18 protein-coding genes are annotated in these 18,367 nt (G+C 72.8%); 8 read left to right on the top strand and 10 right to left on the bottom strand.

Annotated features, from left to right (window positions below; genetic code table 11):
• Positions 1-13: 13 nt before the first annotated feature.
• Together A3IG_RS0116525 and thpD are read left to right on the top strand one after the other, a co-directional pair.
• Positions 14-424 (top strand): ectoine synthase, encoded by a 411-nt coding sequence (locus A3IG_RS0116525; protein ID WP_018384690.1) that lies wholly within the window; start codon positions 14-16, stop codon positions 422-424.
• 18 nt (positions 425-442) lie between these two features.
• On the top strand, positions 443-1,342 hold the full coding sequence (thpD, locus tag A3IG_RS0116530) for an ectoine hydroxylase (RefSeq protein ID WP_018384691.1): 900 nt from the start codon (positions 443-445) through the stop codon (positions 1,340-1,342).
• A 61-nt stretch (positions 1,343-1,403) separates the two neighbouring features.
• On the opposite strand, the gene A3IG_RS0116535 is transcribed toward thpD, so the two are convergent.
• A complete protein-coding gene (locus tag A3IG_RS0116535) occupies positions 1,404-2,930 on the bottom strand; it encodes an aldehyde dehydrogenase (NADP(+)) (RefSeq protein ID WP_407701028.1) in 1,527 nt (508 codons plus the stop codon).
• A 112-nt stretch (positions 2,931-3,042) separates the two neighbouring features.
• Between A3IG_RS0116535 and A3IG_RS0116540 the strand changes: the two genes are divergently transcribed.
• Positions 3,043-3,813: an IclR family transcriptional regulator gene (locus tag A3IG_RS0116540; RefSeq protein WP_026220333.1), complete on the top strand. Its 771-nt coding sequence runs from the start codon at positions 3,043-3,045 to the stop codon at positions 3,811-3,813.
• Between the two features lie 10 nt (positions 3,814-3,823).
• On the opposite strand, the gene A3IG_RS0116545 is transcribed toward A3IG_RS0116540, so the two are convergent.
• Positions 3,824-5,065 (bottom strand): hypothetical protein, encoded by a 1,242-nt coding sequence (locus A3IG_RS0116545; protein WP_018384694.1) that lies wholly within the window; start codon positions 5,063-5,065, stop codon positions 3,824-3,826.
• Positions 5,065-5,997: a 5-dehydro-4-deoxyglucarate dehydratase gene (locus A3IG_RS0116550; RefSeq protein WP_018384695.1), complete on the bottom strand. Its 933-nt coding sequence runs from the start codon at positions 5,995-5,997 to the stop codon at positions 5,065-5,067. The genes A3IG_RS0116545 and A3IG_RS0116550 overlap by 1 nt, the downstream gene beginning before the upstream one ends.
• 295 nt (positions 5,998-6,292) lie before the next feature.
• Between A3IG_RS0116550 and A3IG_RS0116555 the strand changes: the two genes are divergently transcribed.
• Both A3IG_RS0116555 and A3IG_RS0116560 read left to right on the top strand, forming a co-directional pair.
• Positions 6,293-7,093, top strand: coding sequence for an NAD-dependent epimerase/dehydratase family protein (locus A3IG_RS0116555; RefSeq protein ID WP_018384696.1), 801 nt, complete (start codon positions 6,293-6,295; stop codon positions 7,091-7,093).
• 86 nt (positions 7,094-7,179) lie between these two features.
• Entirely contained in the window at positions 7,180-8,490 is a 1,311-nt protein-coding gene (locus tag A3IG_RS0116560) for a TerD family protein (RefSeq protein WP_104530782.1), read from the top strand.
• Between the two features lie 35 nt (positions 8,491-8,525).
• Here A3IG_RS0116560 and A3IG_RS0116565 read toward each other — a convergent pair whose 3' ends face one another.
• Positions 8,526-10,064, bottom strand: coding sequence for a hypothetical protein (locus A3IG_RS0116565; RefSeq protein ID WP_018384698.1), 1,539 nt, complete (start codon positions 10,062-10,064; stop codon positions 8,526-8,528).
• Positions 10,065-10,359: 295 nt separating this feature from the next.
• Between A3IG_RS0116565 and A3IG_RS0116570 the strand changes: the two genes are divergently transcribed.
• Positions 10,360-11,514 (top strand): TIGR03118 family protein, encoded by a 1,155-nt coding sequence (locus A3IG_RS0116570; RefSeq protein WP_026220335.1) that lies wholly within the window; start codon positions 10,360-10,362, stop codon positions 11,512-11,514.
• Positions 11,515-11,591: 77 nt separating this feature from the next.
• On the opposite strand, the gene A3IG_RS0116575 is transcribed toward A3IG_RS0116570, so the two are convergent.
• The 3 genes from A3IG_RS0116575 to A3IG_RS0116585 all read right to left on the bottom strand — a co-directional run bounded on the left by A3IG_RS0116575 (position 11,592) and on the right by A3IG_RS0116585 (position 14,541).
• Positions 11,592-12,857, bottom strand: a complete 1,266-nt coding sequence (locus tag A3IG_RS0116575; RefSeq protein WP_018384700.1) for an APC family permease — start codon at positions 12,855-12,857, stop codon at positions 11,592-11,594.
• Complete coding sequence (locus tag A3IG_RS0116580; protein ID WP_018384701.1) at positions 12,854-13,600, bottom strand: class I SAM-dependent DNA methyltransferase; 747 nt, start codon at positions 13,598-13,600, stop codon at positions 12,854-12,856. Before A3IG_RS0116580 ends, A3IG_RS0116575 begins: the two co-directional genes overlap by 4 nt.
• Before the next feature lie 86 nt (positions 13,601-13,686).
• The gene (locus A3IG_RS0116585) at positions 13,687-14,541 is read right to left on the bottom strand and encodes an AraC family transcriptional regulator (RefSeq protein WP_018384702.1); all 855 of its coding nucleotides are present in this window, start codon (positions 14,539-14,541) and stop codon (positions 13,687-13,689) included.
• Positions 14,542-14,675: 134 nt separating this feature from the next.
• On the opposite strand from A3IG_RS0116585, the gene merB reads away from it, so the two are divergent.
• Positions 14,676-15,374 carry an organomercurial lyase gene (merB, locus tag A3IG_RS0116590; protein WP_018384703.1) on the top strand — a complete coding sequence of 233 codons (699 nt, stop codon included), beginning with the start codon at positions 14,676-14,678 and terminating at the stop codon, positions 15,372-15,374.
• A 66-nt stretch (positions 15,375-15,440) separates the two neighbouring features.
• Here merB and A3IG_RS0116595 read toward each other — a convergent pair whose 3' ends face one another.
• The gene (locus A3IG_RS0116595) at positions 15,441-15,920 is read right to left on the bottom strand and encodes a DUF1203 domain-containing protein (protein WP_018384704.1); all 480 of its coding nucleotides are present in this window, start codon (positions 15,918-15,920) and stop codon (positions 15,441-15,443) included.
• A 170-nt stretch (positions 15,921-16,090) separates the two neighbouring features.
• Positions 16,091-17,263 carry a helix-turn-helix domain-containing protein gene (locus A3IG_RS32665; RefSeq protein WP_026220336.1) on the bottom strand — a complete coding sequence of 391 codons (1,173 nt, stop codon included), beginning with the start codon at positions 17,261-17,263 and terminating at the stop codon, positions 16,091-16,093.
• A gap of 245 nt (positions 17,264-17,508) precedes the next feature.
• Here A3IG_RS32665 and A3IG_RS0116605 point away from each other — a divergent pair, with 245 nt between their 5' ends.
• The gene (locus A3IG_RS0116605) at positions 17,509-17,763 is read left to right on the top strand and encodes a hypothetical protein (protein ID WP_018384706.1); all 255 of its coding nucleotides are present in this window, start codon (positions 17,509-17,511) and stop codon (positions 17,761-17,763) included.
• A gap of 206 nt (positions 17,764-17,969) precedes the next feature.
• On the opposite strand, the gene A3IG_RS0116610 is transcribed toward A3IG_RS0116605, so the two are convergent.
• A complete protein-coding gene (locus A3IG_RS0116610) occupies positions 17,970-18,335 on the bottom strand; it encodes a VOC family protein (protein ID WP_026220338.1) in 366 nt (121 codons plus the stop codon).
• Positions 18,336-18,367 lie beyond the last annotated feature (32 nt).

The raw sequence follows: 18,367 nt of genomic DNA on the forward strand, positions 1-18,367 counted from the left end.
AAAGGAAGAACGCGTGATCGTCCGATCCCTGTCCGACCTCGACGACACCGACCGGGACATCCGCTCCAAGAGCGGCACCTGGCGCAGCAGGCGCCTGGTCCTGGCCCAGGAGCGCGTGGGCTTCTCCCTGCACGAGACGGTGCTCTACGCGGGCACCACCACCGCGATGTGGTACGCCAACCACGTCGAGGCGGTGCTGTGCGTGGAGGGCGAGGCCGAACTCACCAACGAGGAGACCGGCGAGAAGCACTGGATCAGCCCCGGCACCATGTACCTGCTCGACGGCCACGAGCGGCACACGCTGCGCCCGAGGACCGACTTCCGCTGCGTCTGCGTGTTCAACCCACCGTTGACCGGACGGGAGGACCACGACGAGAGGGGCGTCTACCCGCTGCTCACGGAGTCGGACAGGGCAGCGGACTGAGACGGAGGGGGGACCACGATGACCACAGCGACCGAGCAGGCGCCCGATCTGTACCCGACCCGTACCGCCACCCCGGTGGCGACGCCGCGCCGGGACCCGGTGGTCTGGTCACCGCCGGGCACCTCGGGGCCGATCTCCGCCAACGACCTGGCCGGCTACGACCGTGACGGCTTCCTCACCGTGGACCAACTGCTCAGCGACGAGGAGGTGGCACGGTACCGGCGCGAGCTGGAGCGGCTGGTGGGCGACCCCGAGGTGCGCGCCGACGACCGGTCGGTGGTGGAACCGACGTCACGACAGATCCGGTCGATCTTCGAGGTGCACCGGCTCAGCGAGGTGTTCGCCGAGTTGGTCACCGATCCCCGGGTCCTCGGCCGGGCCCGACAGATCCTCGGCTCCGACGTGTACGTCCACCAGAGCCGGGTCAACATCAAGCCCGGCTTCGGGGCGAGCGGCTTCTACTGGCACTCGGACTTCGAGACCTGGCACGCGGAGGACGGTCTGCCGCGGATGCGCACGGTGAGCGTGTCCTTCGCCCTCACCGAGAACTTCACCACCAACGGCAGCCTGATGATCATGCCGGGTTCGCACCGCACCTTCGTGGGGTGCGCCGGGCAGACCCCCGCCGACCACTACCGGGACTCGTTGCGTCGCCAGGAGCTGGGCACCCCGGCCCCCGAGGACCTGCGGACGCTCACCGACCAGCACGGGATCAGGTTGCTGACCGGCAGGGCCGGCGCTGCGACCGTCTTCGACTGCAACTGCATGCACGGCTCGGGGGACAACATCACCCCCCATCCACGCAGCAACGTCTTCCTCGTCTTCAACAGCGTGGAGAACGCACCGGGGGAGCCGTTCGCGGCACCGGGCCGGCGTCCCGGGTTCGTCGCCGCCCGGGACTTCACCCCGGTCGGCTGAGCCGTGCCGCGCGCCGGGCGGGTGCGTCCCCCGCCCGGCGCGTCGCCGCGGCCGGCGGGGCTCAACGTCCCGGCAGTTCCAGGCGGCCGTCCACCCTGCGGGGCAGGCCAAGGGGGTTGTCGTCCCGCAGGGGCGCGGGGAGCAGCGCCGGCGGGGCGTCCTGGTAGGTGACGGGACGCAGCCAACGTTCGATCGCCGTGTCCCCCACCGAGCTGGCGGTTCCGGTGGTGGCGGGGTAGGGGCCGCCGTGGTGCTGTGCGGGGGCGACGGCCACACCGGTGGGCCAGCCGTTCACCACGACCCGACCGACCAGCGCGGTGAGCCCGGCGAGCAGGGCGGCGGCCGGCCCGTCCGCCTGCCGGGCCTCGGCGGCGGCGAGGTGGACGGTGGCGGTGAGGTTCCCCGGAAGCCGACCGAGGACGGCGTTGACCTCGGCGGCGTCCCGGTAGCGGGCCACCACGGTGACCGGGCCGAAGCACTCCTCGAGCAGCAGGTGGTGCGGGCCCGGCACGGTCAACCGCTCGGCGGGGACGGTGAGGAACCCGGCCCGCACCGCGAACGGCCCGTCGCCGTGGGGGGTGACCGGGGCCTGCACGTCCGGCAGCGCGGCGCGTCGGCGCACTCCGCGCAGGAACGCCTCGCGCAGCCGGGCGTCCAGCAGGACGGCCGGCGGGGTCCCGGTGGTGGCGTGGGTCAGCGCGGCCACCAGGCGGTCCCCCGGCTCCCCGACCGGGGCGAGGACGAGTCCTGGCTTGGTGCAGAACTGCCCGGCGCCCAGGGTGAACGAGCCGGCGAGGCCGGTGCCGATCTCCTCGGGGCGCTCCGCCGCGGCGGCCTCGGTGACCACCACGGGGTTGAGGCTGCCCAGTTCACCGTGGAAGGGGATGGGACGGGGACGGGCGGCTGCCGCGTCGTACAGCGCCCGGCCGCCGGCGATCGACCCGGTGAACCCGGCGGCGGCCACCAGGGGGTGGCTGATCACGTCGGTGCCGGCCCGGAACCCGTGCACCAGGCGCACCACGTCGGGCGGCAGGCCCACCGAGCCGGCGGCCCGGCGCAGCAGCGCCGCGCACCGCTCGGAGGTGTCCGGGTGGTCGGGGTGGGCCTTGACCACCACCGGACAGCCCGCGGCCAGCGCGCTTGCGGTGTCCCCGCCGGGGACACCGAAGGCGAGCGGGAAGTTGCTCGCCGAGAACACGGCGACCACTCCGAGCGGTACCTTGTACCGGCGCAGGTCGGGGCGGGGCACCGGTCCGGCCTCGGGGTCGGCGTGGTCGATCACCACGTCGAGGTAGGCGCCCTCCTCCACGACGTCGGCGAACGCCCGCAACTGGTGGCTGGTACGGGCGAGTTCGCCGGTGAGCCGGGAGGGGCCGAGGGCCGTCTCGGCGTCCGCGGCGGCGACCACCTCGTCGCCCGCGGACTCCAGGGCGTCGGCCGCGGCACGCAGCAGCGCGGTCCGCGCCGCGGGGTCGGCGAGGGCGGGGAGGGTGTCGGCGGCGGCACGCACCGCCGCGTCCACGGCTTCGGTGTCGGCTTCGGTGGCCACCTGTCCCCGGGGCTCCCCGGTCCGCGGATCGACGCTCAAGACTGGGGTCGTACCCACAGTGACCAACCTCCAGGCGTTCGATATACTGAACGGTATTCTTCATGCGGAACGGCCGGGACCCTATGCCCGGTGGAACGAAGGGGTCAAGAGCATGGCTGCTCCCGAAGGTGGGGGGTCCCCGGTCAAGTCGGCGGTGCGCACCGTGGAGCTCCTGGAGTACTTCGCGGGACGCCCGGGCATGCACAGCCTCGCCGAGGTGCAGGAGGCGGTGGGCTACCCCAAGAGCAGCCTGTACATGCTGTTGCGCACCCTGGTTGACCTGGGCTGGGTGGAGACCGACGCCACCGGGACCCGTTACGGCATCGGCGTTCGGGCGCTGCTCGTCGGCACCTCCTACATCGACGGTGACGAGGTGGTGGCGGCGGCCCGCCCCACCCTCGACCGGCTCGCCGACGACACCACGGAGACCATCCACCTCGCCCGCCTGGACGGCACCAACGTGGTCTACCTCGCCACGCGCCAGTCCCAGCACTACCTGCGGCCGTTCACCCGGGTGGGCCGCCGGCTCCCGGCGCACTCCACCTCGCTGGGCAAGGCCCTGCTCTCCACCCACTCCGACGACCAGGTGCGCGCCCTGTTGCCCGAGCACCTGGACGCGCTCACCGAGAACACCGTCACCGACCGGGAGCGGCTGATCGGCGAACTGCACCAGGTGCGCGAGCAGGGCTACGCGGTGGACCGGGAGGAGAACACAGTGGGCCTGCGCTGCTTCGGCGTCGCCATCCCCTACCGCACCCCGGCACGCGACGCGATCAGTTGCTCGGTCCCGGTGGCCCGACTGACCCCGGGGCGGGAGCAGATGATCAAGGACGCCCTCTTCGACGCCCGGGACCGGCTCATCCTGGCCACCCGCCGGCTCTGAACGCCCCCGGTCACCGGGCAGTTCCCGTCGGCGCCGGCCGCCCGCCGGGTCGGCGCCGCAGCGCGGCCAACTGCCGGGTGACCTCCGCCCAGTCCCGGTCCGAGGCCAGACCGGCGTGGTAGAGCCGCAGTTCACCGGCGCCGTGCGTCGCGGCCTGTCGTGCGGCCTCGGCCAACGCGTCGGGCCGCCCGCCCATGCCGGCGACCACCACCAGGTTGGCGGCGAGCACCGTCCCCGCGCGGCGGGCCGGAACGTCCGCCGCGGTCAGGACGGCCTCCCGGTCCGCCGCGTCCGTGCACGGCAGTACCAGGCCGTCCGCCTCCGCGAGCACGTCGGCGGCGGACACACCCGCGTTCGCACCGCACCGGTGGGGGGCGGGGTCCGCGTGCAGCAACACCCGGAAGCCGCCCGGGGCGGCCGACCGCACCGCACGCACCACCGTCCGCTGGAACTCCCCGGCGACCGCGGTCCGGTGGGCGAGGGTGACCGCGGCCAGGTCCCGTCCCAGGAGTTCCCCGACCGCCGCCCACTCCCCCGCCCGGTCCCCGGCGGCCGGCTCGGGCGCGCCCGCCCACAGGGGCTCCAGGGCCCCGACGACGGCCCGGCGCAGCTCCTCGGGATCCACGCCGAGACGGTGGTAGCCGTTCCGGCAGTGACGGCAGAAGCACACCGACATCAGGTACTGCGCGGCGGCCCCCAGCGGCACCCCGCCGATCTTGTCGTGGGCGTGCAGGTGCCCCAGGCCGTACCAGCCGCAGGACTCCAGTTCCGTGCCCAGCGCCCCGGGGCGTACCGCCGCCTCGGCCGCCAGCTCGACCAGGTACTCCCGGACCTCCGGCTGGCCCACGCACAGCGCCCACGGGTAGCGGTCGCCGTAGGCGTTGCGCACCGTCGCCCGGGGGTGCTCCGCGCCGAGGCGGGAGTTGTGGGCCAGCACCACCCAGGAGTGCACGGCCAGCCCGGCCGCGGCCAGGGCTCCGGCCGCCTCGTCGAAGGCGTCGCGGACCGGCACCCAGGCCTGCGGGTGGGGGCGCAGCGCCCGGCCGGCCCAGCGCGCCGGGTCCGGCGGGTAGTAGACCGCGTGGTGCCGCGCGGTGACGACCCGGTGGCGAGGGTGACGGGGAGTCAGGGCACGGACGCTGTGGTAGGCGGAGGCCAGGGTGACCTGTTGGACGCCGGACTCGGCGAGCCGGCGCGGGGCCCCGGGGTCCGCGATCACGTCCCAGGGGTACAGGAAGGCGGAGGCGCGCATCAGGCCGCGCCCTCGACCAGGGCCAGCCCCCGGGTGATCAGCTCCCGCAGCGCCGCGACGTGCTCGGGAGCGGGCTCCACCAGCGGCGCCCGGACTGGTCCCACGTCCAGGCCGCGCAGCCTGACCCCGGCCTTGACCAGCGAGACCGCGTACCCGGGCCCCTGCTGACGCAGTTCCACCAACGGTCGGTAGAAGCCGTCGAGCAGCCGCCGCGCGGTGGGCTCGTCGCCGCCCTCCAGCGCCTGGTGGAACGCGATGGCCACCTCGGGGGCGAAGCAGAACGCGGCCGAGGAGTACAGCCGCACGCCGATGCCCCGGTAGGCGAGCTGGGTCTGCTCCGCGGTGGGCAGCCCGTTGAAGTAGCTGAGGCTCCGCCCGGGCAGCTCGCTGCGGACGGCGGAGACGATGCGCTGCATCAGCTCCAGGTCGCCGTGCCCGTCCTTGACCCCCACGACGTTGCGGAGCCGGGCGAGCCGTACCACCGAGTCGGGGGTGAGCACCGCGTTGTCCCGCTGGTAGACGATCACGTCGAGGCCGGTCGCCGCGGCGACCTCGGTGTAGTGGCGGACCAGGCCCCGCTGGCCGGGGACCACCAGGTAGGGCGGCATCGCCAGCAGGCCGTCGGCCCCCGCGTCGCCGGCCAGCCGGGCGAACCTGGAGGCGAGCGCGGTGCCGTGGCCGACCCCGGCGAACACCGGCACCTCACCGGCGGTCTCCTCCACCGCGGCGGCCACCAGGTCCCGGTACTCCTCCAGGTCCAGGGCGTGGTACTCGCCGGTTCCGCAGCAGGCGAACACCGCCCCGGCCCCGGCGTCCACTCCCGCGCGGACGTGGCGGCGGAAGAGGTCGAGGTCCGGTGCCCCGTCGGGGCCGAAGGGGGTCACCGGGAAGAACAGCACCCCGTGCAGGGGCCTGTGCGCAGGCTGGGTCATCACGACTCGCACTCCTTGGCTAGGGCGGCACCACACCGTGGCGCCGCCATCACGCCAGGTCGTTTACATACATGTTTTGTGTACACCATATTGAACCGTCTTGGGAATCCCCCGACCACCCCACCTCCCCGCCACCCTCGTCCCAGAGCCCTCCTTGCCCGGCCAGGACGCCTTCGGAGCCGGATTGACGAGGAACCCACCACTCCCTAGGGTTTCCACGCATGTGAACGTCATCCGCCACCATGCCGAACCGCCCGCACCCGGGCCCACGGAGACCTCGAGGAGACCGGCCACGATGACCGCCCCGCGAACCGTCCTGCTGACCGGAGCCGCCGGAGGCGTCGGCACCCTGATGCGCGAGCGCCTGCCCGGATACGGGTACGAGCTGCGCCTGTTCGACCGCGTCCCGGTCGCGGGCGCGCCGGACGCCGTCACCGCCGACCTGCTGGACGAGGGAGCGCTGCGAGCCGCGGTCCGGGGCGTGGACGCCGTGGTCCACCTCGCCGGGATCGCCACGGAGGCCCCGTTCGACCAGATCCTGCAGGCCAACATCGTCGGCACGCACCGACTGTTCGAGGCGGTCAGGGCCGAGGGGGTGCGCCGGGTGGTCTTCGCCTCGAGCAACCACACGGTGGGGTTCACCCCACTGGAGGCCGGGAGCCCCAGTGCCCCCCTGCCGGTGGGGACCCCCCTGCGCCCGGACACCTACTACGGGGTGTCCAAGGTCTTCGGTGAGGCGCTGGCCTCGCTCTACGCCGACAAGTACGGCGTGCAGACGGTCTCCCTGCGGATCGGCTCCTGCGCGCCCGAACCGACCGACGTCCGCATGCTCAGCACCTGGCTCAGCCCCGACGACTGCGCCCGGCTGGTGCACGCCGCGCTCACCGCCCCCGATGTCGGACACACCGTCGTCTACGGTCTGTCCGCCAACACCCGGGGGTGGTGGGACCTGGCTCCGGCCCGGGCCCTCGGCTACCAACCGCGGGACGACGCCGAGGTCTTCGCGGCGAGGATCACCGCCGAGCCGGGCGAGGGGGACCGGCGGGGCCCGGCGGCCGGGTTGCTCGGCGGCCACTTCACCGACCTGGAGCCCTGACGGCCGCCCGGGACACCTCCTTCGAGAACGGCCCCGGGTCGGTCACTCCTCCCCCGCGCTCACGTACGGTGGGGCGCATGACGACGATGACGCCCGGCGCCAACATCCCGTTGCCCGTACCGCAGGTGGTGGTGGAGGTCACCGCGCCCAGGGCGCTGGACGTCTCCGGACTCCTGGTCACGGCAGGCGGAAAGGTGCGCAGCGACGCCGACTTCGTCTTCTTCAACCAGCCGCACGGCCCCGGGGTGACCCACCGCCCCGCCGCGCCCGGCGTGCCCGACGCGATCACCGTGCAGACCTCCGCGGTGCCCCCGGACATCGAGAAGGTGGTGGTGACGGCCAGCCTGGACAGCCCGGGCGCCACCTTCGCCGGCGCGGAACCCACGGCGACGGTCCGCAACGCGGCCGACGGCACCGTCCTGGCCACCTTCACCCCGCCCCGGCTGAGCAGCGAGACGGCGCTGGTCGTCGCCGAGGTCTACCGTCGGCAGGGCACCTGGAAGCTGCGGGCGGTCGGGCAGGGCTACGCCAACGGCCTGGCGGGGATCGCCACCGACTTCGGGGTGACGGTGGACGAGGCACCCCAGGCGCCGCCGGCCGGGCCGCAGGCACCGGCAGCACCCATGCCCCAGGCCCCCATGCCGCAGGCACCGATGCCCCAGGCCCCCGTGCCCGCGCCAGGCGGCGGTTTCGCCCCGCCGCCCGCCGCCCCGCCGCCCGCCGCCCCACCGCCGATGCCGCAGGCACCCTGGGCCCCCGCGCCGCCGCCCCCGTCCCCACCGCAGGCACCGGGCCAGCCGGCGCCCGGTGCCCCCTCCGGCGTGGTCAACCTCGACAAGGGGCGGGTCAGTCTCGTCAAGGACCAGACCGTGTCCCTGGTCAAGGGGGGCCGTCCCATGCTCTCGGTGGTCCGGATGGGCCTCGGATGGGAGCCCGCCTACCGGGGCCGGAGCATCGACCTGGACGCCTCGGTCATCGCCTACGACGCCCGCCGCAAGAAGGTGGACACGGTCTGGTTCATGAAGCTCTCCGCCCTCGGCGGAGCGCTCCAGCACTCGGGTGACAACCTCACCGGGGAGGGCGCGGGCGACGACGAGGTGATCACCGTTGACCTGGGCCGCATCCCGCCGGAGGTGTCCGGTCTTGTCTTCGTGGTCAACTCCTTCTCCGGGCAGAAGTTCAACCAGGTGGCCAAGGCGTACTGTCGCCTCCTCGACGGGCACGACAACTCCGAGCTGGTCCGGTTCGACCTCACCAACTCCGAGGCCCGCACCGGCGTGATCATGTGCAAACTGATCCGTCAGTACTCGGGAGAGTGGCAGATGACGGCGGTCGGCCAGTACGTGGACGCCAAGACGGCACGGGGCATGGTGAAGCCCGGGGCGGCGGTGCTGTGACACCGCCCCGGGCCCGCACCGGGTGAAGGAGGCGGCTACGCCCGGCTGGACCTCGCCTTCAGCGCCGCCTTGCGGGCTTCCTTGGCCACCGCCCGGTCCGGGTGCAGCCGTCCCAGGGCCTCCAGCACCTCCACCGTCGCCGGGTGGTCCACCTTCCAGGCGGCGGAGAAGAAGGAGTCGTGCTCGTCCCGGACGGGGATGCCGCGCACCAGTTCCTGTAGCAGCTCCTCGTCGTCCTCGGCGAGCTGCGCCGCCAGGGTGTCCACGGTCAGCCAGAACACCATCTCCTCCGACGGCTCCGGCACGTCGGCGGCCCGGTTCTCGGCCAACCTGACCCGGGCGAGACCGCCGAGGTGCCGGTCGTCGAGCACCTCGCGCAGCGCGGGGTCACCCGCGGGCCCGAGCAGGGCGAGCGCCTGCTGGCAGTACAGCCGGCGCAGGGGTGCCTGGGGGTCGTCGCCGCGGGCGGCGCCGAGCAGCTCCCGGGCCGCGGCCACCGGGTCCCGGTGCTCGATCCAGCCCTGGGCCTCGGCGCGGGCGGCGCCGTCCGGGTAGTCGGCCATGGCCTCCAGGAGTTCGTCCGCCCCGGCATCGACCAACTCGCCCACCGCGGGGGCGAGGGCGCCCGCGAGCAGCAGCCGACGGCGCACCCCGTAGATCCCGAGGGGAGTCAGCCGAACCATCCCGTAACGGCTCACGTCCTCCTCGTCCAGTTCCTCCACCAGCGCCTCGGAGGCCGCGAGGTCCTCCTCGTCATCCACCACCAGCGCGGGATCGACCGGCTGGTACTCCACCACGCCGGTCCCGGCCACCAGTTGCAGGGCGCCGTCGAGCCGCATCATCAGGGACGAGACCTCTTCCAGCGCCTCGTCCGTCGGCGCCTCCATGTCGTCGGGGACCACCATGGAAGCGGCCAGCACCGGCAGCGGGACGGCCTGCTCGTCGTCGGCGTCCCGCTCCTGGTCGAACCCGGTCTCCAGCGCCGAGATCACGTACAGGTTCTCCAGGGCCTCGTAGAGCAGCTCGGGGTCGGTCTCGAGGCCGAGTTCCTGCTCGCCGGCCGCCAGGTCACCGTCCTCCAGGGAGGCCAGCAGGGCGTCCACCGACGGCAGGCAGGCGTCGGCGACCACCACTTCGGCGGCCTCCCACCACAGGTCGAGCAGCTCTTCCGCACCCGCGGTGTCCACGGCGGCCAGGGCCGCCCCCGGCCTGGCCGTGCCGTCCTCGATGTCGATGAACTCCAGTTCCTCGGCGATCGACCAGGGTAGGTCCAGCTCGGGCAGTTCCTCGGCTCCGCCGATCTGGTCGAGCTCCGACTCCAGGTCCTCCGGCGGGAGCAGGTTCAGCTCGCGGGCGGCCCGCCGGGCGTCGCCCAGCTCCAGCACGCCGTCCGCGGTGACCGGGCGGTGCGGGCCGATCCAGTGGGCCAGCCGCACCGCGGCGTCGAACATGGGGGACTTCCGGGCCAGTCGTGCGAGTGCGTCCGTGGGCAACAGCCGCACCGGCGGCATCGCGGGGACGGTGCCCAGATCAGGCTGATGGCCGTCACTGGGGGTGGGGCTGGGTCCGGCCATGGGCGGGGTTCTCCTGAGGTGGGGGGCTGCCGTGCCCCACCCTAGTGCGCCCGTCCGAACCACGGCTGCACCTGGCGGCAGCCGGAGGGCGACCGCGGGGTGACGAGGGCCCCACGCCGCCGTCCGGAGCCCGCACCGCCCGTGGACGTCCGCGGCCCCGCCGGGTCCACGGGCGGCGGGCACCCGGCGGAACGGCGCCGATGGCGCGGTCAACGACTGCGTGTCGGCTGGCGCACACGCGATCCGCATGTCATGACTTCTAGCAACTTGTCCTGTTCTGGAAAGGAAGCATCCCATGGTAGTGCAGGCATCGGTTCGTCGGTCCGGCCTCCTCAGGAAGCGGCTGACGGCAGCGGCCCTGGCCCTGGGCACTGTGGGTGCCCTCGCCGCGGCGTCCCCGCCCCAGGCGCAGGAGCCACAGCACCACCCCCGGCACCACGGATTCCGGGAGGTCGATCTCGTATCCGACGTCGCCGGCAGGGCGCAGCGGACCGACCCGAACCTGGTCAACCCCTGGGGTCTGGCAACGGCGCGCTCGGGAGAACTGTGGGTCTCGGACAACGGGTCCGACAAGGCCACCACGTACACGGGCGGCCAGAAGGGCCGGCCGGTCACCATCGGGTCCCGGGTCGTGTCGTTCCCGACGGGCGGCGCCCCCACCGGGGTCGTGCGCAACGACACCGACGACTTCGAGTTCAGCGGGTTCGGCAGGACCGCCCCCGCACGCTTCCTGTTCGCCGGGGAACGCGGGGACCTGTTCGCGTACAGCCCGGCCGTGTCCCGGACCAACGCGGTCCGGGTCGCCCACGAGGACAGCGGCACCGAGACGGCCGTCTTCAAGGGGCTGACGCTGGTCCGCGACAGGGACGACAGGCACGGCGACGACGAGGCGAGGCTGCTCGTCGCCAACTTCCGTGACGCGCGCATCGACGTCTTCGACGAGGACTTCAACCTGGTGCCGTCCCCGGGCGCGTTCCAGGACCCCAACCTGCCCGCCGGGTTCGCGCCGTTCGACGTCAAGGAGATCGGCTCGAAGGTGTTCGTCACCTACGCCCTGCAGGACGCGGAGAAGGAGGACGACGTCGCCGGTCCTGGCAACGGGTTCGTCAACGTGTTCAGCCAGGAAGGGGAGTTCCTGAAGAGGTTCGCGAGCCGCGGTGTGCTCAACTCGCCCTGGGGCCTGGAGGTGGCACCCAGGAAGTTCGGACGGTTCTCCGGTGACCTGCTCGTCGGCAACTTCGGGGACGGCCGGATCAACGTGTTCGACCGGCACACCGGCCACTTCGAAGGCACCCTGAAGGACCGCCACGGGGACCCGATCACCATCCCCGGGCTGTGGGGGCTGCACCGCGGCACCGAAAAGGCCGGCGGCAGGGACGCGGTCTGGTTCGCCGCCGGGATCAACGACGAGAACAACGGGCTGCTCGGGGTCCTGCGCGCCGAGCACTGACCGGCCGCGCTGCCGTCCCGGACCGGTACGGCCCGGGACGGCAGCGGTGGTGGCCGCACCGGCCACCGCGGTGGCCGTCACCCACGGGCGACCGCCCCGCGCAGCCCGTAGACCGCGGCGCCGAACGCCAGTACGGCGGCCCCCCACAGGACGGAGGTCACCGGGAGGGAGCAGGCCAGGACCAGGCAACCGGCCCCGCCGACCACCGGCACGATCCGGGCGGGACGGCCCTCGGCCGGCGAGAGGGTCCAGGCCGAGGCGTTGGCGATGGCGTAGTAGGCCAGCACCCCGAAGGAGGAGAAGCCGATGGCGCCCCGCACGTCCGTGGTCGCCGCCAGGACCGCGACGACCGCACCGACCACCAGCTCGGCGCGGTGCGGCACCCCGAAGCGGGGGTGAACGGCGGCCAGGGCGTGCGGCAGGTGCCGGTCGCGGGCCATCGCCAGCGTGGTGCGCGAGACCCCGAGGACCAGCGCGAGCAGCGAGCCCAGCGCCGCGACGGCCGCACCGACCCGCACCACCGGGGCCAGACCGGGAAGGCCCGCGCCGCGCACGGCGTCGGCGAGCGGCGCGGTGGACGCGGCGAGGCGGTCAGGTCCGAGCACCGCGAGCACGGCCACGGCGACGGCCACGTACACCACCAGGGTGATGCCCAGGGCGAGGACGATGGCGCGGGGGATGCTCCGACGCGGATCGCGGACCTCCTCACCGAGGGTGGCGATCCGCGCGTAGCCGGCGAACGCGAAGAACAACAGCCCGGCCGCCTTGAGGACACCGCCGAAGGTGGTGTCCGCGCCGATCCGCAGGTGTCCGGGCTCCGCGCTGCCCGCGGTCAGACACGCGACGACCACCCCGGCCAGCACCGCGAGGACCACCGCCACGATCACCCGGGTGAGCCAGGCGGACTTCCGCACGCCGACGTAGTTCACCGCGGTCAGCACCACTACCGCCGCGACTGCCACCTCCCGCGCCCGGCCCGGCCACGCGTACGCACCCACGGTCAGGGCCATCGCCGCACACGAGGCGGTCTTGCCCACCACGAAGCCCCAACCGGCCAGGTAGCCCCAGAAGTCGCCGAGGCGCTCACGCCCGTAGACGTAGGTGCCCCCGGACCGCGGGTACCGGGCCGCCAGCCGGGCGGAGGAGGTCGCGTTGCAGTACGCCACGACGGCGGCCAACGCCAGCCCCAGCAGCAGCCCGGACCCCGCCGCACCAGCGGCCGGTGCGAGCGCCGCGAAGATCCCGGCGCCGATCATCGATCCGAGCCCGACCACCACGGCGTCGGACACGCCGAGGTGCCGCCTCAGCTCTCCGGCGCCGGTGGACGCCGCCGAACCGTTCACTCGCTCGTTCCTCCGGCAGGGGCATCCGGCTGGCTCCGGGGAGCCGGACGCGCGGCCCCCCGGGCGTCATCGTGCCCGGGGTCCGCCGGCTTGCGCGCCAACAGGAACGCCGCATGGCGCTTCCTGCTGACGGAGTCGTCCCCCGCGTCGGGCTCGTCCAGCAGCCGGGCGCGCACGACCAGCCCCGCCCGGCCGAGCAGGTCGGCGACCCGGTCCGGCTGCCGCCGGTGCAGTTCGAGCGAGACCGGGTGCCCGAACGCCTCCGTCAGGTGCACCGTCTCGTCGCCGGCCTGGAACGCGAGCAGCACGTGGCCGCCGGGCGCCAGCACCCGGTGGAACTCGGCGAAGACCTCCGGCAGGCGTTCCTGCGGGACGTGGATGATCGAGTACCAGGTGACGACTCCGCCCAGGGCGCCGTCCGGCAGGTCCAGGCCCAGCATCGAACCCACCTCGAACCGCAGACCGGGATACGTCTGCCGGGCCACCGCCACCATCCGCGGCGACAGGTCGATCCCGAACACCGGAAGGCCCAGGCCGTGCAGGTGCGCCGCCACGCGACCGCTGCCGCACCCGACGTCGGCGACCTGCCCGGCACCGCCGGCCCGTACGAGGTCCGCGAACCCCGCGAGCATCGCCCGTTCCAACGGACTGTCCGCCAACGCGTCACGGAACAGTTCGGCGTAGTCGGCGGCCACGGTGTCGTAGGAGGTCCGGGTGGTGCGCAGGAAGTCGGGTTCGGTCACGGTCGCGCACCCTACTCGGCTTACCCCCGAGGCCACCGAGAGGGACCCGGACGGTCCCACCCCGACCCCTCCCCCGACCCCGGCGCTCAGGTACGAGGCCGTGCGGTGCCGTGCGCGGCAGTGCGATAGGCACCGGGGGTGACGCCGTAGGTGCGGGTGAACCAGCGGGTGAGGTGGGCCTGGTCGGCGAAGCCCGCCTCCGTCGCCGCCGCCGACGGTGCGGCGCCGGACGCCAGGAGGCCCCTGGCGTGGCGCAGCCTCAGGTCACGCTGGTACTCGCTGGGCGCGAAGCCGTAGGTGGCGCGGAAACCGCGGTACAGGGCGTAGCGGCTGCACCCGGCGGCCCGCGCGAGTTCGCCGACGCTCAGGTCCTCGGCGAAGCGTTCCCGCAGGAGCGCCCGCGCGCGTGCGGCCGCGCCGGCGACCGGCGCGTGGCGCCGGTCACCGGCAGGACGGGTCGGCCGTGAGGCGGCACGGCCGGCCATGCCCAGGACCGCGGCGGTGAGCCGCTCCTCCACGACCAGGCGCGGGGCACGGGCGACGACCGCGCGGTGCAGCCGGGACAGGGCCCGGGCCAGGTGGGGGTCGTCCACGACGGGCTCGGCGAACAGCGGAGGTCCCGACCGGTGGGGCACCGCGTCCTCCAGGACCTGCCGGAGCAGGGCCACGTCGAGGTGGAGCATGCGGTAGCGGTATCCGTGGTCGGTCGCCGAACGGCCGTCGTGCGGTTCGTCGGGGTTGAACGCCATGACCCGCCCCGCCCCGCTGGTGCACCGCCGTCCCCGGCAGACGAAGGACTGCGCACCGTGGTCGGTGACGCCGAACGAGTAGGTGTCGTGGGAGTGCACCGGGTACGCGAAGGCGTGGAAGCGCGCCTGCATGACCTCGAGTCCGAGCCCGGGCACCCGCCAGTAGACCGCGCGTTCACCAGCAGGGGACACCCCACCAGTGTCCCGCACCCGCGTTCAAGACACCTGGGGGCCCCGGGCCCAGGCTGGACGCCACCCACCCCGCGTTCCTTCGCCGGAGCGCCACCGCCCCGGCCCTCGGGCCGGGCCGTCACGGAGGAACCCCGATGACCGACGCCGCATCCCGGACGCACGCAGCCCGGGCGGAGGAGATCCGCCTGGCGGTCTACTCCCACTTCGCACGAACCGGCGGCGCTCCGTCCGTCCCGGACCTGGCGTCCGGGACCGGACTCGCGCCCACCGAGGTACGCCGCGCGCTCCGCACCCTGCACCAGCGCCGCGACCTGGTCCTCGACAACGACCACGACCGGATCGTCATGGCGCACCCCTTCTCCTCGGTCCCGCTCGGCTTCTCGGTGATGGGCGCGCGCACGCTGTGGTGGGGCGGCTGCGCCTGGGACTCCTTCGCGATCCCCCACCTCCTCGACGACGAGCCGGAGGTCCTGGTCGCCACGCGCTGCCCGGCCTGCGGCACCCCACACGCATGGGTGGTGGACCGGAAGGCTCCGCCCCCCGGGGAGCAGGTGGCCCACTTCCTCACCCCCGCCCGCCACGTCTGGGACGACGTCGTGCACGCCTGCGCCCACCAGCGCCTGTTCTGCTCGGCCGACTGCGTCAGCACCTGGTCGGAGCACACCGGGCGGACGCCCGGCTACGTCATGGACCTGCCCACGCTGTGGCGGCTCGCCCGCGGCTGGTACGCCGGCCGCCTGGACGCCGGACACGTCCGCCGCGACCCCGCCTCGGCCTCCGCGTACTTCGCCCAGGTGGGACTGCGCGGGGCGTTCTGGGGACTGCCCGACTGAACAACGCGGGCGCCCGGCGCCCGGCACCCGGCACCCGGCGCGGGGGTTCGCCGGTGCGCCCGCCCCTCAGGCGCGCGTGATCCTGAACATGTAGCAGCCCCAGGCGACGTTGCGGCTGTGCACCTGCACCACGGCGGGCTCGGCGAGCAGTTCGGCAATCACTCCCTCGGGGTCCTGGCCGTCGTGCACGGTGGTGGCGTCGTGAATCCAGCCGCGCGCGTCGTACGCCCGCAGCACCTGCGGACGGCCGCGCCAGTCCGGGGGGTAGCGGGTGACGTCGGCGGGCCCCGCGCAGGGCTCAGCATGGGCGAACACGGCGCCGACCTCGCGGTAGGGGCTGGCCGGCAGCGGCGGCTGGTAACCGAACAGCAGCAGGCCCTGGCCGGGCTCGGCGTCGCGCAGACAGCACCGGAGGGGCTCGCCGCCCTGGGCCGTCATGCGCTCCGCACGATTTCCGAAGGCGTCGGCCCCGCTGGCGCGCACCCCGTCGAGTACCTCAGCGGGCAGCGCGTGGACGCGGAAGGTGATCGTCGGTGTCCTCGTCATGCGCCCAGACTCCCGACTCGGCGCTGGCCACGCTGGCGGGGATCGGACATCACATCCCGTACCGGACGTCCACGCACTCCCACGAGCCACGTGCTGGCTCCGAGCGAGGAGTCGCAGCAGCAGCTCGCGAACCGGAACACGTCGGCTCCAAGGGATGTGCTCATGGAAAGTCACAAAGCAATGCCTGCTCGTTTCGTCAGGGTCATGAGCCTCGGATTGCTTCGGCGGTGAATGGACGTCAGGACACGCAGGAGTTCCTGGCTGTGCGGGTGGACACGGGCCATTTGCGGAGCCGCTTCCCAGGCCTCGGAGAGGGAATCAAGGGCGCCGTCGCGGTCACCAAGCGCGAGTCGCGCACGCGACGCGTTCATGTGCAGTGGACCGATACGCGTTGCCGGCAGGGAAAGCGGAGACTGACTGACCCCTTCCATGAAGGAAAGCGCGTCACCAAAGTCCTCGATGTCCACCGAGGTTGCCACAACGTGGGTCAACGTGTTTTCGGGTCCAAAATGAATCCCGTGCTCCTCCACATCCCGCGGGAAATCGTCAGCCATTCGCCATGCCCGCTCCTTGTGTCTGGCCACCTCGGTTCTGTCTTTGACGCGTCCGGCAAGGGTCATTCCCCGAAGATGCAACAAGCCAAGAGCGAAAGAACGCTCCCAACCAGTCAAGGTGCGCTCAGCCTCCACCACCGCGCGCTCGACGACCGCTAGACCACCCGCAAAGTCCCCAAAATTAAGAAAGGTGCCAGCTTCGTCCCGCGCGGCAATCGCGACTGCCAACGAACCTGCGCGTTCAGCGGCCATGTGTTGCTTGGCGACAGCCAAGTCCGCAAGGTCCATCCAACGGTGCCGCGCCGCCAGCCAGTACACCGTGCTGTACACGTCGGCCACCATTGACCAGGCATGTGATCCCCCCACGGCATGCGCATGGTTCGTCGCGTCAGCCAAAAGGCCCGGCAAACGGGTCAAGACGCCTACGAGATCCGCGTCTCCCCGCATACGAATCACCTCAGCAAGACCTGTAGCGATTCCTCGGGAGTCTGCGGTTGCTTCTCCTGGCAGGTCAAAGCGCCGAATAGCTGACCGGAGATTCTTGATGTCGCCCTCGTTCGCGGGCTCAATGGGGGTCTTTCCCAGAATCTCGTCAAGCGTGTAGCCAAGTACGCCCGCGATAGAGGCGGCGACTCCTTGACTCAGCGCCCGGTCGCCGATCTCGATTTTACTGAGCAGTGAGACGGAAATACCTGCTTTGCGGGCCAACGCTGCCTGTCCCATCCCACGCGCCTTGCGGAGAACGGCAACGTTCTGGCCGGGTCCGGGGATCTTCGTTGTTCCGGTCATGGCCTCAGTCTCCCGTCAGTTGTGCGGGCTTCCCATGCTGCCAGCCACTGATGGGCCTCCCCCACCTGACTGTGCATGAAGTGTGCAAGTTGACTGCCGCCCGGACGCGTTGACTGATTGCAGGCAGAGGAGACCCCCGCGACCGTCCGACCGGCCCGGGGGCATGGACCACCTGAAAGAAGCAGGCAGCCATGACGAAGAGTACGACGGAACTACCGTCCTCGAACGAACGATCTGAGGAACCAGTGAGCGGCCAGGTGTCCGACACTGTCGAAGCCGTGGCTGAGCGGCCCCCCGTGGGCTCCCTCGTCGTGGACTCCAGGCGTGATCGGCTCGGTGTGGTGATGGGGCACGTCGGCCCGTGCTGCCAGCTCCGACCCGAACGGGGTGGACGGGAATGGGACGCCCGCCCGTCCGAGCTCCGTCCGGCCACCGATGCCGACAAGGTGCGGTTGAGGGTCCGCGAGGCCAACGAGCGCAGCACGGGGGCGAAGCTGTGAGCACTCCCGGAGCAGCGGAGCAACAGCAGGGCGGGCCAACGCCCCCGCCTGGTTCTCTCTTCTCGTGGTCGTTTCAACACCCCAGCTCAGCAGGTTCGATGGACCTCGGGGTTCGGGTGGACCGGGGGCCGCAGGGACCCTCATTCGTTCAAGGTCTCCCAGCCGGGACCTCCCTCACCCGCCCACAGCCTCCCCGGACAGAACAGCTAGTCCACCAGGGTCCGTCTCGGCCGCAGGACGCAGAACTCGTTGCCCTCGGGGTCCGCCAGGACGACCCATGTCACGTCGTCGCCCTGACCGATGCCCACCCGACGCGCCCCGAGGCCCTCGAGCCGGGCGACCTCCGCGGCCTGGTCGTCCGGGGCCAGGTCCAGGTGGAGGCGGTTCTTGACCGTCTTGCCCTCCGGCACCGGCAGGAAGCACAGCCCGGGCCGGGTGGTGGCGTCCTCACCGATGACGACCTCGTCCTCCGCCTCGAAGAGGATCTGGTAACGGAGGACCTCGGCCCACCAGCGGGCGAGTCCGGGGACGTCGTGGGCATCGACGGCGATCTGGTGCAGGACGAGAGTCATGCGCGCCAGTGTGACCGAGGGACCCATGGCTG

The sequence above is a fragment of the Wenjunlia vitaminophila DSM 41686 genome (genome assembly GCF_000380165.1).
In the GTDB taxonomy this organism is placed as follows: domain Bacteria; phylum Actinomycetota; class Actinomycetes; order Streptomycetales; family Streptomycetaceae; genus Wenjunlia; species Wenjunlia vitaminophila.

Bases quoted from the DNA above. Each gene is read 5' to 3' on its own strand.
- thpD (WP_018384691.1), top strand. From the start codon at position 443: ATGACCACAGCGACCGAGCAGGCGCCCGATCTGTACCCGACCCGTACC.
- A3IG_RS0116540 (WP_026220333.1), top strand. From the start codon at position 3,043: ATGGCTGCTCCCGAAGGTGGGGGGTCCCCGGTCAAGTCGGCGGTGCGC.
- A3IG_RS0116545 (WP_018384694.1), bottom strand. From the start codon at position 5,065: ATGCGCGCCTCCGCCTTCCTGTACCCCTGGGACGTGATCGCGGACCCC.
- A3IG_RS0116550 (WP_018384695.1), bottom strand. From the start codon at position 5,997: ATGACCCAGCCTGCGCACAGGCCCCTGCACGGGGTGCTGTTCTTCCCG.
- A3IG_RS0116555 (WP_018384696.1), top strand. From the start codon at position 6,293: ATGACCGCCCCGCGAACCGTCCTGCTGACCGGAGCCGCCGGAGGCGTC.
- A3IG_RS0116560 (WP_104530782.1), top strand. From the start codon at position 7,180: ATGACGCCCGGCGCCAACATCCCGTTGCCCGTACCGCAGGTGGTGGTG.
- A3IG_RS0116565 (WP_018384698.1), bottom strand. From the start codon at position 10,064: ATGGCCGGACCCAGCCCCACCCCCAGTGACGGCCATCAGCCTGATCTG.
- A3IG_RS0116570 (WP_026220335.1), top strand. From the start codon at position 10,360: ATGGTAGTGCAGGCATCGGTTCGTCGGTCCGGCCTCCTCAGGAAGCGG.
- merB (WP_018384703.1), top strand. From the start codon at position 14,676: ATGACCGACGCCGCATCCCGGACGCACGCAGCCCGGGCGGAGGAGATC.
- A3IG_RS0116595 (WP_018384704.1), bottom strand. From the start codon at position 15,920: ATGACGAGGACACCGACGATCACCTTCCGCGTCCACGCGCTGCCCGCT.
- A3IG_RS32665 (WP_026220336.1), bottom strand. From the start codon at position 17,263: ATGACCGGAACAACGAAGATCCCCGGACCCGGCCAGAACGTTGCCGTT.
- A3IG_RS0116610 (WP_026220338.1), bottom strand. From the start codon at position 18,335: ATGACTCTCGTCCTGCACCAGATCGCCGTCGATGCCCACGACGTCCCC.